The organism is Mycobacterium toneyamaense (genome assembly GCF_055384815.1).
Genome location: NZ_AP040333.1, coordinates 4,836,183 through 4,850,874, shown reverse-complemented (window position 1 = coordinate 4,850,874; position 14,692 = coordinate 4,836,183). Strand labels below are relative to the sequence as shown.

Genomic DNA, 14,692 nt, shown 5'->3' with positions numbered 1-14,692 from the left:
CATATGTAACAGATCTATTGTTTGATCACTCGCGATTCGACAATCTATTGCGTGAGGGAGGTGTGCGGCCGGTGGAAAGCGTCGACGAGACCGACGAGCGCATCCTGGCCGAGTTGGCGGACAACGCGCGCGCCACGTTCGCCGAGATCGGCGAACGGGTGGGCCTGTCGGCGCCCGCCGTCAAACGCCGCGTCGACCGGCTGCTGGCCACCGGCGTCATCCGGGGCTTCACGACGGTCGTCGACCGGAACGTGATCGGTTGGGGGACAGAGGCATACGTTCAGGTGTACTGCCACGGCACCATCACGCCGGCGCAGCTGCGGGAGGCCTGGGAGGGCATCCCCGAGGTGGTCTCGGCCGCCACGGTGACCGGCACGTCCGACGCGATCCTGCATCTCATGACCCGGGACATGCGGCATCTGGAGGCGGTGCTGGAGCGCATCCGGGGCAGTGCGGCGATCGAACGCAGCGAGAGCATCGTGGTGCTGTCGAACATCGTCGAGCGCCGGGTCGGTGGCCGGGGCCACGCCTGAACCCCTGCCGTAATGCTGAGCAGGTAAGCACAGGGTGGCCTACCTCGCACCGGCCGCATCGTGTAAGAAAGCCGACGTGACTACAAACGGAGGCATCGTCATCGTCGGTGGCGGTCTGGCCGCTGCACGCACGGCGGAGCAACTGCGCAAAGCGGAGTACGCCGGGCCGATCACGCTGATCAGCGACGAGGTCCATCTGCCGTACGACCGGCCGCCACTGTCCAAGGACGTGCTGCGCGCCGAGGTCGACGACACGACGCTCAAGCCCGCCGAGTTCTACGCCGACAACGACATCACGCTGCTGCTCGGCTCGGGCGCGGTCAAGCTGGACACCGAGGCCCAGACGGTGACGCGCGCCAACGGCGAGGTCGTCGCGTACGACGAGCTGGTCATCGCCACCGGCCTGGTGCCCCGCACCATCCCGTCGCTGCCCGCTCTCGACGGCATCCGGGTGCTGCGCACCTACGACGAGTCGCTGGCGCTGCGTGAGCACGCCGGTTCGGCCAAGCGCGCCGTGGTGATCGGCGCCGGCTTCATCGGCTGCGAGGTGGCGGCGAGCCTGCGCAAGATGGGTGTCGAGGTCACGATCGTCGAGCCGCAGCCCACGCCGCTGGCGTCGGTGCTCGGTACCGAGATCGGTGAACTGGTGGCCCGGCTGCACCGCGCCGAGGGTGTCGACGTGCGGTGCGGCGTCGGGGTCACCGGGGTGACGGGCACCGGCCACGTCGAGAAGGTGCAACTGGCGGACGGCACCGAACTCGACGCCGACGTCGTCGTCGTCGGTATCGGGTCGCGCCCGTCGACCGACTGGCTCGAAGGTAGCGGCATCGCCGTCGACAACGGCGTCGTGTGCGACGCCGCCGGCCGCACCAGTGCCCCGAACGTGTGGGCCATCGGTGATGTCGCCTCCTGGCGTGACGCCGCGGGACACCAAGTGCGCGTGGAACATTGGAGCAATGTGGCCGAGCAGGCGCGGGTGATCGTGCCGGCGATGCTGGGCCAGGACGCCACCGCCGCCGTGGTGGTGCCCTACTTCTGGAGCGACCAGTACGACGTCAAAATCCAGTGCCTGGGCGAGCCCAAGGCCGGTGACACCGTGCACATCGTCGAGGACGACGGCCGCAAGTTCCTGGCGTTCTACGAGCGCGACGGCGCCGTCAGCGGCGTCGTCGGCGGCGGCATGCCGGGCAAGGTGATGAAGAACCGCGCCAAGGTCGCGGCCGCCGTCCCGATCGCCGACGTCCTCTAGGGATTTGTGCACGATTTTCCGCGCGGGGCGCGGAAAATCGTGCACAAATCCCTCAGAAAGCGCCGAGGTAGAACCGGGCGCCCTGGTCGTCGGTGCACTCCGCCGACATGCCGTACGGCTGCCGGGACGGTTCGTCGATGACGGTGCCCCCGGCCTCGCGGACTCGCGCCACCGCGGCGTCGATGTCGGTCACGGTCCACATCGGGACGGCGACGGACTGTGCGGCGCCGCCGGCCGCGCCGGACATCGGGTGGCACCCCTGCACTGCCCAGCCGTCCTCGATGCGACCCGGCTCGAACGTCCAGCCCAGCACCGCGCCGTAGAAATCCTTGAACGCGGCCGAGTCGGTGACGTAGTACGTCATATACGAAAGTTCGCCTGGCCCTGCGCCGTTCAGCTCGGGCCGGGCGATTCCCGGCGCCGGCTGGAACACCGCGAAGTCGGTGCCGAGCGCATCCGTGGCGTCGAGCGTCGGGCCCCACTCGTGCTCCTCGGGCGTGCCCACCCGGCCGCCCGCGTCCAGGATCGCCTGCCGGGCGGCGTCGAGATCACGCACCGCGTAGCAGCAGAACACCGTCTGTGGGCCGGTGGTCTCGAAGATGCCGGTGTGCATGCGGTTGCCCGTCACCTTGCGGGTGTCGGGGTCGTAGTCCCAGCCGAGCACGTGCCGGTAGAACGCGGCGGCCCGCTGGGCGTCCGGTGTCTGCACCGAGATGTAGCCGATGTCGCCGTGCTCGATCGGCACAGTGACCGGGACCGGTCCGGTGAGCATCCAGCGGTGCCCGAACGGGTCGATCACGACCGCGGTCCGCGAGCCGTGGGCGTCGTACGGTTCCCGCTGCACCTGCGCGCCGTGCTGCCGGGCCTGCGCGAGCGCGGCGTCGGTATCGGGCACGTTGAGCATCAGGCTCACCGAAACAGATTGGGCTGCTGGCGCTTTCAGGCCGAGCTCGGGGAACTCGTCGGCCAGGTACAGCACGCCACCGGCGAGCGTCAGCTCGGCGTGCCCGATCCGGCCGTCGTCCATGACGATCGGGTCCCCGACGACGACGGCACCCAGCGCGTCGACGTACCAGGTCAGCGCGGCCCGGGCGTCGGCCACCGCGAGATAGGGCAGGGCCGCGGGCCGGGGCGCCGCGACCGGGGCGGTGGCAGGTGCGTTCAGATCGGCGATGGCGGTGTCGGTTCCACTCATGACAACTCCTTTCGGAAGGGTGACGGCGGCTTCCAGACGCGCCCGCAACCGGGCCGCGAAGGCCGGGTCCGGTTGTACGGGGCTTTCGCCGCCGGCCAGGACCGTCAGTGGGTCGTGACTGTTGTGCATGGTCATGACGCACCTCCGTCCTGGTATTCGGTGTCCTGGTATTCGCTCCGGAATGCCCGCTTGGCCCGTACCAGCAGGGCCTCGGTGGCGTGCACGGTGCGTCCGATCAACTCGGCGCATTCGGGCACCGGGCGGTCATCCAGATATCGCAGTGTCAGCACCATGCGGTGCTGTTCGGGTAACCGGGCCAGCGCGGCCTCGGCGACGATCCGGTCCAGCTCGGCGTCCCAGTCGTCGAAAGGCTCTGCGGGCTCGGGTGTTTCGGGTACGGGGACGGTGAAGCGGTCGTGCCTGCGCCGGTAGTGGTCGGCCAGCTTGTGCCGGGCCACACCGATCAACCAGGGCACCGAGATCGCCGGTGGCGAATCCCGGCGGGCGGCGTCCATCGCCGCCAGAAACGTCTCCGACGTCAGGTCTTCCGCGGTGCCCCGGTCACCGCAGCGCCGCACGAAGTACCCGTAGACCACGGGCAGCGCCGTGTCGTACAGCGCCAGCAGCGTCTGCGGAGCATCACCGTCTGATTCGCCCCTCACACCCTTATCGTCGCGCCGGGCGCTCATTTTCCGACGCCCCAACCGCAACTTCTTGTGATTTGTGCACGGTTTTCCGCGCTGACCGCGGAAAACCGTGCACAAATCACACGGCGCGGAGGCCGTCGCGGACGATGTCGAAGGCCTCGCCCAAGGCATCGGGGAGTGAGACGGTCTCGTCGGCGAGCCACTGCTCGTAGGCGGTCAGCGCCACCCCGAGCACCGTCCACGCCACCGTCTGCGGCACCAGCGCCGTCGGCTTGGTGTCCAGCCGGCGGGCGACGAATGCCGCGATCACGCCGCGCCAGCCCGCGTACATCGTCATCGAGTAGGCCTGCAGCGCGTCGGTCTGCAGGATCACCTGCATCCGGCGCCGGTGCCCGGGTGTCTCGGCTTCGTCAAAGCTGTTGAATTCCAACAAGGCCGAGCGCAGTGCGGTGTCCAGCGGGACGTCGTGGGGGACGGCATTCAACAGGTCCCGCAGATTGGTCAGACTCGCGTCGAAGTCGGCCCACGGGATGGCATTCTTCGACGAGAAGTACCGGAACAGGGTGCGCCGGGAGATGCCGGCGGCGTGGGCGACGTCGTCGACGCTGACGTCGTCGAAGCCTCGGGTCGCGAAGAGCTCGAGGGCCACATCGGTGATGTGGTCGCGCGTGGTGGAGCGGCGACGGCCCACGCGGCCGTGCTGTGGGGCGGTCCCGGCTTCGGGCACGGGACGCTCCGTTTCGGTCCTCATCAGACCCGCCCTTCCTTTTCGGCACTCGATGCCATATTCTTGCGACTTGGATCACAGTTGTCGAGTCCCGACAACTGCCACGGTAGCGAAAGGGGCGATCCATGGACTCGAATCAGCAGGCTGAATCCAGCACCGAACTGGTCACCGAGACTCTGGTCGAAGAGGTCTCGATCGACGGTATGTGCGGGGTCTACTGACCGTGTCTACACCAGCCGCGGCCCGGACCGGGCCCGAGGCGGCCTTCGATCCTGACCGCGGCTGGCGGCTGCACCACCAGGTCGCCGTCCGTCCGGAACCGTTCGGCGCCCTCCTGTATCACTTTGGTACGCGCAAACTTTCGTTCCTGAAGAATCGCACCATCGTCGAGATCGTCAACTCCCTCGGCGACCATCCGGACGTCCGCAGCGCCTGCCGCGCCGCCGGTATCGACGATGACCAGCAGGGGCCGTATCTGCACGCGTTCGGCGTGCTGGTCCAGTCCAAGATGCTGATCCCGGCAGACCAGAACAGCCCCGAAGGATCCACCGCTTCATGACCGCAACGGCACCCGTGCCCCGGCTGATCGAGCAGTTCGAGCACGGCCTCGACGCGCCCATCTGCCTCACCTGGGAACTGACCTACGCCTGCAACCTGTCCTGCGTGCACTGCCTGTCGTCGTCGGGCAAGCGCGACCCGCGCGAGCTGAGCACCCAGCAGTGCAAGGACATCATCGACGAGCTCGAGCGCATGCAGGTGTTCTACGTGAACATCGGCGGCGGCGAGCCGACCGTGCGGTCTGACTTCTGGGAGCTCGTCGACTACGCCACCGAGCACCACGTCGGCGTCAAGTTCTCCACCAACGGGGTGCGCATCGACGAGGCGGTCGCGGCCAAGCTGGCCGCGAGTGACTATGTGGACGTTCAGATTTCGCTCGACGGCGCCACCGCGGAGATCAACGACGCGGTGCGCGGCCCGGGCTCGTTCGCCATGGCCATCCGGGCCCTGGAGAACTTGAAGAACGCCGGTTTCAAGGACGCCAAGATCTCGGTCGTCGTCACCCGGCACAACGTCGACCAGCTCGACGATTTCAAGGCCCTGGCCGACAACTACGGCGCCACCCTGCGCATCACCCGACTGCGCCCCTCGGGTCGCGGCGCCGACGTGTGGGACGACCTGCACCCCACCGCCGAGCAGCAGGTGCAGCTGTACAACTGGCTGGTCGCCAAGGGCGAGCGGGTGCTCACGGGTGACTCGTTCTTCCACCTGTCGGGTCTCGGTGAGCCGGGCGCGCTGGCCGGTCTGAACCTCTGCGGCGCCGGTCGCGTCGTGTGCCTCATCGACCCCGTCGGCGACGTGTACGCCTGCCCGTTCGCCATCCATGAGCGCTTCCTGGCCGGAAACATCCTCAGCGACAACGGGTTCCAGGACGTCTGGCAGAACGCCCCGCTGTTCCGCGAGCTTCGGGAACCGCAGTCGGCCGGCGCCTGCAGCAGCTGCAACCACTACGACAGCTGCCGCGGCGGCTGCATGGCAGCCAAGTTCTTCACCGGTCTGCCCATGGACGGCCCGGACCCCGAGTGCGTGCAGGGCTACGGCGAGCCCGCCCTGGCGCTCGATCGCGACAAGCCCAAGTCGCATCTCGACCACTCCCGCAGCGGCGGCCGCAAGGGGCCGATCCCGCTCAAGCTGTTGGCCATGCCGGCCAAGGCTCCCCAGAAATTCTGTAACGAAAGTCCTGTTTAGATCATGGCCCGTGATACCTGGTTCGAAACCGTCGCGATCGCGCAGGAGCGCGCGAAGAAGCGGCTCCCCAAGTCGGCCTATTCGTCGCTGATCTCGGCGAGCGAGAAGGGCCTGACGGTCGCCGACAACGTCGCGGCGTTCGGTGAGCTCGGTTTCGCGCCGCACGTCATCGGCGCGCTGGACAAGCGTGAGATGTCCACAACGGTTATGGGTCAAGAGATTTCACTGCCCGTGATTATTTCTCCGACCGGTGTGCAGGCGATCCACCCCGACGGTGAGGTCGCCGTCGCGCGCGCCGCCGCGGCCCGCGGCACCGCCATGGGGCTGTCGTCATTCGCGAGCAAGCCGATGGAAGAGGTCATCGCGGCCAACCCCAAGACGTTCTTCCAGATCTACTGGCTCGGCAGCCGCGACGACATCGCGGCCCGGGCGGAGCGGGCCCGCGCGGCCGGCGCGAAGGGGCTGATCGTCACCACCGACTGGAGCTTCAGCCACGGCCGGGACTGGGGCAGCCCCAAGATCCCGGAAAAGATGGACATCAAGACCATCATCAAGATGAGCCCTGAGGTCATCACCAAGCCGCGCTACATGTGGACCTGGGGCAAGACCCTGCGGCCGCCGGAGTTGTGCGTGCCGAACCAGGCCATCAACGGTCAGCCCGCGCCGCCGTTCTTCCACGCCTACGGCGAATGGATGGGTACACCGGCGCCGACCTGGGAGGACATCGCCTGGCTGCGCGAGCTGTGGGGCGGCCCGTTCATGCTCAAGGGCGTCATGCGCATCGACGACGCCAAACGTGCTGTGGATGCCGGTGTTTCGGCCATCTCGGTGTCCAACCATGGTGGCAACAACCTCGACAGCACCCCCGCGTCGATCCGGGCGCTGCCCGCCATCGCCGAGGCCGTGGGCGACCAGGTCGAGGTTTTGCTGGACGGCGGTATCCGTCGCGGCAGCGACGTGGTCAAGGCGCTGGCGCTGGGTGCCCGGGCGGTCATGCTCGGCCGGGCCTACCTGTGGGGGCTGGCGGCCGAGGGGCAGGCCGGCGTCGAGAACGTGCTGGACATCATGCACGGCGGTATCGACTCGGCACTGCGTGGTCTGGGCAAGGGGTCGATTCACGACCTCGGGCCGGACGACATCCTGGTGCCGGAAGGCTTCACCCGGCGGCTGGGCGGCTGAGCCGCCGGGCGGTCCGGCGGGATTCGACGGGTCCGCTGATACGCGCGGTGCTGACGTGGCTGACGTGATGGTCGCCGGGGTCTTGACAACCGCGGTGATTTGACCATTCGCTACGAATTGTTGCGTATACGGCAACAATTGGCGCACAGCGGGCAAATTCGGCTTACCATCGGCGGGTGCCTTTTCCCATCGAGCTCGGGAACTCGACGTCGAGGCAGTTGGAATCCCTGCGGCCTTCGTTGATCGTCCCGATTGGTTCCACCGAGCAGCATGGGCCGCACCTGCCGCTGGATACCGATACCCGGATCGCTGAGGCGGTGTCGCGGTCCGTGGCCGCGCGGTTGTGTGAGGCTGCGGAATCTGACCAGGCTGACGGCGTCGCTCAGTCGGCGTGGTTGGTCGCGCCGGCCATCAGCTACGGGGCAAGCGGTGAGCACGAGAGCTTTCCCGGCACCATCTCGATCGGCCTGGCGGCGCTGGAACATTTGCTGGTCGAGTTCGGGCGGTCGGCCTGCAACTGGGCCGGCCGGATCGTGTTCGTCAACGGCCACGGTGGCAACGTCGCGGCGCTGACGGCGGCGACCACGCTGCTGCGGGCCGAGGGGCGCGACGTGGCCTGGTGCCCGTGTGCGGCCGCCGGCGCGGACGCCCACGCGGGCCATACCGAAACGTCTGTACTGCTGCACCTTTCACCGGCCGACGTCTGGGTCGACGAAAGTGTCGTCGGCAACACCGCACCGTTGCCGGAGCTGCTGCCGGCATTGCGTCGCGGCGGGGTGGCGGCGGTCAGCCCGGTCGGGGTGCTGGGCGATCCGACGACTGCCACCGCCGTCGAAGGGTCCCGTATCTTTGCAGAAATGGTCGACGGCTCCGTGCGCCGGATCAGCGCATGGCAGCCGAGCTCTGGGGGGATGCTCGCGTGACGGGGGTGGGACAGTGACTGGGCCGCGGCTGCCTGACGGCTTTGCCGTCCAAGTGGATCGCCGAGTCAAGGTGCTGGGTGAGGGCGCCGCGCTGCTCGGTGGCTCACCGACGCGACTGCTGAAGCTGGCTCCGGCGGCGCAGACGATGCTCGACCGTGGCCGCCTGGAGGTGCACGACGCCCAGAGCGCGCAGCTGGCCCGCACGCTGCTCGACGCCACGGTGGCGCACCCACGGCCGGCGACCGGGCCGTCGCACCTCGACGTGACCGTCGTGATTCCGGTACGTGACAACGCCGTTGGTGTCGCCCGGCTGGTGCGGTCCCTGCGCGGCATGCGCGTCGTCGTCGTCGACGACGGCTCGGTGGTGCCACTGCAGGCCGCGGACTTCTGCGACCTGGCCGGCCACTGCGACGTCCGGGTGCTCCGGCACGACGTCAGCCGGGGCCCGGCCGCGGCCCGCAACACCGGGCTGGCCGCCTGCGAGACCGACTTCGTCGCGTTCCTGGACTCGGACGTGGTGCCCCGTCGCGGGTGGCTGGAAGCGCTGCTGGGGCACTTTTGCGACCCGGCCGTCGCGTTGGTCGCGCCGCGCATCGTCGGCCTGCACGAGCCCGACAATCTGATCGCGCGCTACGAGGCGGTGCGGTCGTCGCTCGACCTCGGCATGCGGGAAGCCCCGGTGGTGCCGTACGGCATGGTGGCCTACGTGCCGAGCGCGGCCATCATCTGCCGGCGGGCGGCGCTGGACCAGGTGGGCGGTTTCGACGAGTCGCTGCAGTCCGGCGAGGACGTGGACCTGTGCTGGCGGTTCATCGAGGCCGGGGCCCGGCTGCGGTACGAACCGATCGCGCTCGTCGGCCACGATCACCGCACCGCACTGCGAGAGTGGTTCACCCGCAAGGCCTTTTACGGCTCCTCGGCCGCACCGCTGTCGGTGCGGCACCCGGGCAAGACGGCGCCGCTGGTCATTTCCGGCTGGACGCTGGTGGTCTGGGTGCTGCTGGCCATGGGGTCGGGCGTGGGCTACCTGGCGTCGACCATCGCCGCCGCGATCACCGGCCGGCGCATCGCCAACTCGCTGCGGTCGGTCGACACCGAGCCGCGTGAGGTCGCCGCCGTCGCCGCGCAGGGACTGTGGGCCGCGGCCCTGCAACTCGCCGCGGCGCTGTGCCGGCACTACTGGCCGGTGGCTCTCGTGCTGGCGGTCTGTTTCCGGCGCTGGCGTCAAGTGGTGCTGATCGCCGCGATCGTGGACGGCGTCGTCGACTGGGCCCGCCGCCACCACACGGTCGACGACAACACCCAGCGCGTGGGCCTGCTGGCCTACCTGCTGCTGAAGCGCCTCGACGACATCGCCTACGGTCTCGGGCTGTGGGGCGGCGTGGTGCGCGAGCGGCATCTGGGTGCGCTCAAGCCGCAGATCCGGACTTGAGCCCACGTCGCGATGACGTCCTGATCGTCGGGGCCGGCAGCGCCGGCTGCGTTCTGGCCGAGCGTCTTTCGGCCGACCCCGGCTGCCGGGTGACGCTGCTGGAGACCGGCGGCACGATCCGCCCGGAACCGGGCTGGGTGCTGCCCATCGGCGTCGACAGCACGGTGGCGCGACAGCACCGCACGACGCTGACGCAGAATCCGGTGCGGTCCGCGGACATCGTGCGCGGGCGGGTGCTGGGCGGGTCCGGGGCGATCAACGGCGGCTACTTCTGCCGGGCTTGGCCGGCGGACTTCGCGGCCTGGGCGGTGCCGGGCTGGTCGTGGCCCGACGTCCTGCCGCACTATCGCGCCATCGAGACGGACCACGACTTCGGCGACGGTGCCGAGCACGGCGCGGCCGGCCCGGTCCCGGTGCGCCGTCTCAGCGAATTCGCAGCGTCCTCACAGGCTTTCCGTGATGCGGCGGGCGGCCGGTACCCCTGGATCGACGATCTCAACGCCGCGGCCGGGGTCCGGCCCGGCCTGGGTGCGGTGCCACTCAACATCGATGACACCGGCCACCGGCACGGTCCGGGCGAGGTCTACCTGACGGCCGCGCGGGGCCGGGACAACCTGACGGTGCTCGCCGGTACCCGCGGTCTGCGGGTGTTGTTCGACGGTGACCGTGCGGTGGGGGTCAGGTGTCTCGGTCCCGAGGGGGTGGCGGACCGGTATGCCGACCGGATCGTGTTGTGCGCCGGGGCAATTGAATCTGCCCATCTGTTGCTGCTGTCCGGGATCGGCCCGGCCGCGCAGTTGCGGGGCGTCGGCGTGCCGGTGGTGGCGGACCTGCCGGTGGGGGCCGCGTGCGCCGATCATCCGGAATGGGTGGTGCCGACCACCTGGCCCGCCGAGCCCGGGCGCCCGCCGCTCGAATTGCTGCTCACCACTGAGGAATTGGAGATCCGGCCGTACACGTGGGGTTTCGCGGCCATGACCGGCGGGGTCGCCGCCGGTGCGGACCCGGTGCACCTCGGCATCTCCCTGATGCGGCCGCGCGCGCTGGGCCGGGTCCTGCTGGTGTCGGACGATCCCGACGTCCGTCCCATCATCGAACATCGCTATGACGCCGACCCGGCCGATGCCGCCGCGCTGCACGCCGGTCACGAACTGTGCCGCGACCTGTTCGGTGACGCCGTCGCCGGTGGCGAGCCCGCCTGGTCCACGGCGCAGCATCTGGCGGCCACGGCGCCGATGGGGGCCGACGGCGACGAGCGTGCCGTCCTCGATCCGCAGTGCCGGGTGCGCGGCGTCGACGGGTTGTGGGTGGCCGACGGCGCCGCGCTGCCGGGCATCACCGGCCGGGGCCCGCACGCGACCATCGTCATGCTGGCGCACCGGGCCGCCGGGTTCATCGCGGCGTGACCGCCGCGCGGCGGAGACGTCGCATGAAAATGCCTGTGGTGACTAGTTGTTGGGCGGTGTGCGGTCGCGGCCGGGCGCCCAGAATGCGATCAGTACGCCCGCGACCGCGGTGATCGACGCCAGCACCACGAGTGTTGTCTGCATGCCGTGCAGGAACGCCACGCGGGCCACGGCCAGGAGCTGACCACCGACCGGGCCCAGATGGGGCGCCGCGGCCACCGCACCGGCCAGCGAGCCGCGTGCGGCGTCTTGTACCGGAGCCGGAAAACCGGCCACGGCGGGCCCGATCTGTTTGGTGTATCCGGCTGCCAGGAGGGAGCCGGTCAGCGCGATGCCGAGGGCGGCACCCACCTCCCGGGTGGTGTCGTTGACCGCCGACGCCACCCCCTGTTTGCCGTCCGGTACCGATGTCATGATCGCTGAAGTCGTTGGCGCGGTGAATATTCCGACTCCGGTGCTCACCACCAGCAGCGGCCACGCCAGGGCCCAGTACGACGAGTCGATGCGCACCAGACATAGTGACAGCAGGCCGGCGGACAGCAGCCCCAGGCCGATGAGCACCACGAGGCGCAATCCCAGCTTCGGCAGGTACCACGACGACAGCGGGGACAGGATGAGCATCGGCACCGCCAGCGGGGACAGTGCCAGTGCGGTTCCCAGCGGGCTGTAGCCCATGACCAGTTGCATGAATTGCATCGCCAGGTAGAAGAAACCGAACATCACCAGGAACAGCACCGTGATGGCCGCGGCTCCGGTGCCGAACTGGCGATCGAGAAACAGCCGGACATCCAGCAGCGGGTACCGGGCCCGGAGCTCGATGATCGTGAACGCCCCGGCCAGGATCAGGCCGCCGGCGATACCACCCAGCACCACCGGATGTGTCCAGCCCCGATCGGGTGCCGCGAGGATGCCGTACACCAGCGCGGCGACCGCGGCGGCGATGACGATCGCGCCGGCGACGTCCAAGGTGCGGGCCTCCGCATCGCGCGACGTCGTGATGGTCGTGCTCATGACCATCAGGACCAGTCCGGCGCCGGCGAAGGCCCAGAAGATCGACTGCCAGGGCCAGAAGTGCAGCAGCACACCGGATCCCAGCATGCCGAACACGCCGCCACAGCCGGCCATCCCGACCCAGATGCCCACCGCCTTGGTGCGCTGGTCGGCCGGGTACGACGCGGTGATCAGGGACAGCGTCGCCGGCATGATGAAGGCGGCGCCCACTCCGGCGACCGCGCGGGCGCCGATGATGTGCAAGGGATCGGTGCTGACCGCCGGGACGATCGAGGCCGCCGCGAAGATGGCCAGACCGAACAGCAGGGCACCGCGCCGGCCGTAGCGGTCGCCGAGGGCGCCGGCGGGCAGCAGCAGGCAGGCCAGTGTCAGTGTGTAACTGTCGATGATCCAGGTCAGCTGGGTCTGGTTCGCCGACGTTGCCATGGCGATGTCACCGAGCGCGGTGTTGAGCGCGACCATCGACGAAATCACCACCAGCACACCGGAACACGCCACCAGCAGTGTCCAGGTGCGGTTCCGCGCGATGGGCGCGGCGGCCGTCGGCGGCGTGGTACCGGCCCGGGGGCTCACCACGCTCGCCTTGTCGGCCATGCGGCCACCTTCCGGTAGTTTCAAGACTGATGATCTTCAAACAAGACTAACAGTCTTGTTTGTCGTCCGGAAGGTGAACTGCGTTGTCCAGCGAATACGGCGACCCCCGGCCGGCCCGGTCACGGGCGCGGCTCCTCGAGGCGGCGACCGCCCTCCTGCGCGCCGGCGGTCCCAGCGCCGTCACCATCGATGCGGTGGTCCGGGCGTCCAACGTGGCCAGGGCGACCCTCTATCGGCACTATGCCAGCGGAAATGACTTGCTGGCAGCGGCATTTCACGCGCTCATCCCGCCGGCTCCCGTGCCGCTCGCCGACGGGAACCTGCGCGAGCGGTTGATCGCGCTCGTGCACGCGCAGGCGGAACTGATCGCCGAGGCGCCGGTCAGCCTGGCGGCCATGTCGTGGCTGACGCTCGGTGGCAACCTCGAACACCTGCCGTGGGGCACGGCGGGGACCGAGAGCATCGAGGTCCGTAACTTGCGGGAACGCGTGGCCGAGCAGTACGCCGCCCCGTTCGAGGCAGTGCTGTCCAGTCCCGAGGCCGTCGCCGAGTTGGGCGACGTCGACCGGGTCCGCGCCGCGGCGTTGTTACTCGGCCCGATCGTGCTCGGCAAGCTCAGCACCCTGCCCGACTTCGACTATCGCGAGATCGCCGTCGCCGCCGTCGACGGCTTCCTCGCGACTCATCGCATCAGCGCAGCGAGTACCGGATCGGCAGGTGCTTGAAGCCGCCGACGAACGTCGTCGCGGAAAGCTCCGGGGTACCGGCCAATTCGATCGAGTCCAGCCGGGGCAGCAGTTCGGAGAACAGGCTGTTCATCTCCATGCGCGCCAGTGCGGCACCCAGACAGAAGTGCACGCCGTAGCCGAACGCCAGGTGCTTGTTCGGCTCGCGCCCGACGTCGAACCGGAACGGATCGGTGAACACCTCTTCGTCGCGGTTACCGGAAACGTAAGCGAGATAGACGGATTCGCCTGCGGCGATCGGCACCCCGCGCACGACGGTGTCGGCGGTCGCGGTGCGCATGAATTCCTTCACCGGCGTGCTCCACCGGATCATCTCCTCGACGGCCGTGGACATCAGCTCGGGATTCGCCTTCAGGCGGGCCAGCTCGCCGGGATTCTGGATCAGCGCGTGCAGCCCACCCGAGATGGCGTCCTTGGTGGTGTCGTGACCGGCGCTGGCCACGATCACGTAGTAGGACGCGGTGTCCATGTCGCTGAGCGGTTCGCCGTCGATGCGGCCGTTCGCGATCGCCGACGCCAGGTCATCGGTCGGGTTGGCCCGCCGGGATGCGGTCAGCGCGGCAAAGTACTGGAAGAAGTCGAGCAGCACGGCGAACAGCTCTTCCGGTGTCTGGCCGCGTGAGTACTCCTCGTCGTCGCCGCCGAACATCTCCTGCGTGAGGGTGTGCATGCGGTCGTAGTCCTCCTCGGGGAGGCCGAGCAGCGACATGATCACGTAGAGCGGGAACTGGATCGCGATCTCCTCGACGAAGTCGCACTCGGGGCCGATGTCGCGCATCCGGTCGACGTACCGCTTCGCGAGCTCGTCCACCCGGACCTTCAGGTCGCGCATGGCCTTGGGGCGGAACCAGTCGGCGCCGATGGCGCGGATCTTCCGGTGGTGCGGGTCGTCCATGTGGATGAGCGTGCGCAGCCCGATCCCCGCCTCGGCCTGTGCCTTCAGCAGATCTTCGGCGTCGGCCTTCATGAGCAGCGGGCGGGGCTCGCTGATGAAGAGGTTGTTGTCGCGCTCGATGGCCATGATGTCGGCGTGCTTGGTGATCGCCCAGAACGGCCGGTACGGCGGATTGTCTACCCAGGCAACGGGATTGGTGGCGCGGAGGCGGGTCAGGGCGGTATGCAACCGATCGTCGTCGGCGTAGGCGGAGGGGTCGGCGAGGACCTTCGCGGCCTCGTCGGTGGTGGGTGCAGTCATTGAACTCCTCACGCAGACGCAAACTTGACAGCTGTCAAGTGGAGTGTAGGTCGTTCGATGTCCGTTGGGGAGGGGGTCGCGCGAAATATTTCTGAGCTGCATTCGGTGG

At 69.0% G+C, this 14,692-nt stretch carries 15 protein-coding genes; 10 read left to right on the top strand and 5 right to left on the bottom strand.

Features of this window, described 5'->3' with window-relative positions; translation table 11 throughout:
* The first annotated feature begins 71 nt into the window (after positions 1–71).
* Both ACZ5IQ_RS23430 and ACZ5IQ_RS23425 read left to right on the top strand, forming a co-directional pair.
* Positions 72–533, top strand: coding sequence for an Lrp/AsnC family transcriptional regulator (locus tag ACZ5IQ_RS23430; RefSeq protein WP_212806924.1), 462 nt, complete (start codon positions 72–74; stop codon positions 531–533).
* Between the two features lie 76 nt (positions 534–609).
* Complete coding sequence (locus ACZ5IQ_RS23425) at positions 610–1,782, top strand: NAD(P)/FAD-dependent oxidoreductase (RefSeq protein WP_212806923.1); 1,173 nt, start codon at positions 610–612, stop codon at positions 1,780–1,782.
* 52 nt (positions 1,783–1,834) lie between these two features.
* On the opposite strand, the gene ACZ5IQ_RS23420 is transcribed toward ACZ5IQ_RS23425, so the two are convergent.
* From ACZ5IQ_RS23420 to mftR, 3 genes are all read right to left on the bottom strand, one after another.
* Positions 1,835–3,106: a VOC family protein gene (locus ACZ5IQ_RS23420; RefSeq protein ID WP_212814627.1), complete on the bottom strand. Its 1,272-nt coding sequence runs from the start codon at positions 3,104–3,106 to the stop codon at positions 1,835–1,837.
* Positions 3,107–3,108: 2 nt separating this feature from the next.
* Positions 3,109–3,666, bottom strand: a complete 558-nt coding sequence (locus tag ACZ5IQ_RS23415; RefSeq protein WP_212806922.1) for an RNA polymerase sigma factor — start codon at positions 3,664–3,666, stop codon at positions 3,109–3,111.
* Between the two features lie 76 nt (positions 3,667–3,742).
* Positions 3,743–4,375, bottom strand: coding sequence for a mycofactocin system transcriptional regulator (gene mftR / locus ACZ5IQ_RS23410; protein WP_464480365.1), 633 nt, complete (start codon positions 4,373–4,375; stop codon positions 3,743–3,745).
* A 101-nt stretch (positions 4,376–4,476) separates the two neighbouring features.
* Here mftR and mftA point away from each other — a divergent pair, with 101 nt between their 5' ends.
* From mftA to mftG, 7 genes are all read left to right on the top strand, one after another.
* Positions 4,477–4,572, top strand: coding sequence for a mycofactocin precursor MftA (gene mftA / locus ACZ5IQ_RS23405; protein ID WP_226519504.1), 96 nt, complete (start codon positions 4,477–4,479; stop codon positions 4,570–4,572).
* A gap of 2 nt (positions 4,573–4,574) precedes the next feature.
* Positions 4,575–4,910 carry a mycofactocin biosynthesis chaperone MftB gene (gene mftB / locus ACZ5IQ_RS23400; RefSeq protein ID WP_464480364.1) on the top strand — a complete coding sequence of 112 codons (336 nt, stop codon included), beginning with the start codon at positions 4,575–4,577 and terminating at the stop codon, positions 4,908–4,910.
* Positions 4,907–6,097, top strand: coding sequence for a mycofactocin radical SAM maturase (gene mftC / locus ACZ5IQ_RS23395; RefSeq protein WP_406774381.1), 1,191 nt, complete (start codon positions 4,907–4,909; stop codon positions 6,095–6,097). The genes mftB and mftC overlap by 4 nt, the downstream gene beginning before the upstream one ends.
* 3 nt (positions 6,098–6,100) lie before the next feature.
* Positions 6,101–7,276: a pre-mycofactocin synthase MftD gene (gene mftD / locus ACZ5IQ_RS23390; protein WP_226519502.1), complete on the top strand. Its 1,176-nt coding sequence runs from the start codon at positions 6,101–6,103 to the stop codon at positions 7,274–7,276.
* Between the two features lie 137 nt (positions 7,277–7,413).
* Positions 7,414–8,199 (top strand): mycofactocin biosynthesis peptidyl-dipeptidase MftE, encoded by a 786-nt coding sequence (gene mftE, locus ACZ5IQ_RS23385; protein ID WP_406774405.1) that lies wholly within the window; start codon positions 7,414–7,416, stop codon positions 8,197–8,199.
* Between the two features lie 13 nt (positions 8,200–8,212).
* A complete protein-coding gene (mftF, locus tag ACZ5IQ_RS23380; protein WP_226519501.1) occupies positions 8,213–9,631 on the top strand; it encodes a mycofactocin biosynthesis glycosyltransferase MftF in 1,419 nt (472 codons plus the stop codon).
* A complete protein-coding gene (gene mftG / locus ACZ5IQ_RS23375) occupies positions 9,628–11,037 on the top strand; it encodes a mycofactocin dehydrogenase MftG (RefSeq protein WP_406774382.1) in 1,410 nt (469 codons plus the stop codon). Before mftF ends, mftG begins: the two co-directional genes overlap by 4 nt.
* 42 nt (positions 11,038–11,079) lie before the next feature.
* Here the strand turns inward: mftG and ACZ5IQ_RS23370 are convergent, their stop codons facing one another.
* Positions 11,080–12,642 carry an MFS transporter gene (locus ACZ5IQ_RS23370; protein WP_212806920.1) on the bottom strand — a complete coding sequence of 521 codons (1,563 nt, stop codon included), beginning with the start codon at positions 12,640–12,642 and terminating at the stop codon, positions 11,080–11,082.
* Positions 12,643–12,725: 83 nt separating this feature from the next.
* On the opposite strand from ACZ5IQ_RS23370, the gene ACZ5IQ_RS23365 reads away from it, so the two are divergent.
* A complete protein-coding gene (locus ACZ5IQ_RS23365) occupies positions 12,726–13,367 on the top strand; it encodes a TetR/AcrR family transcriptional regulator (protein WP_212806919.1) in 642 nt (213 codons plus the stop codon).
* Here the strand turns inward: ACZ5IQ_RS23365 and ACZ5IQ_RS23360 are convergent.
* Positions 13,333–14,583 carry a cytochrome P450 gene (locus ACZ5IQ_RS23360; RefSeq protein ID WP_212806918.1) on the bottom strand — a complete coding sequence of 417 codons (1,251 nt, stop codon included), beginning with the start codon at positions 14,581–14,583 and terminating at the stop codon, positions 13,333–13,335. The two genes, ACZ5IQ_RS23365 and ACZ5IQ_RS23360, sit on opposite strands and share 35 nt — an antisense overlap.
* Positions 14,584–14,692 lie beyond the last annotated feature (109 nt).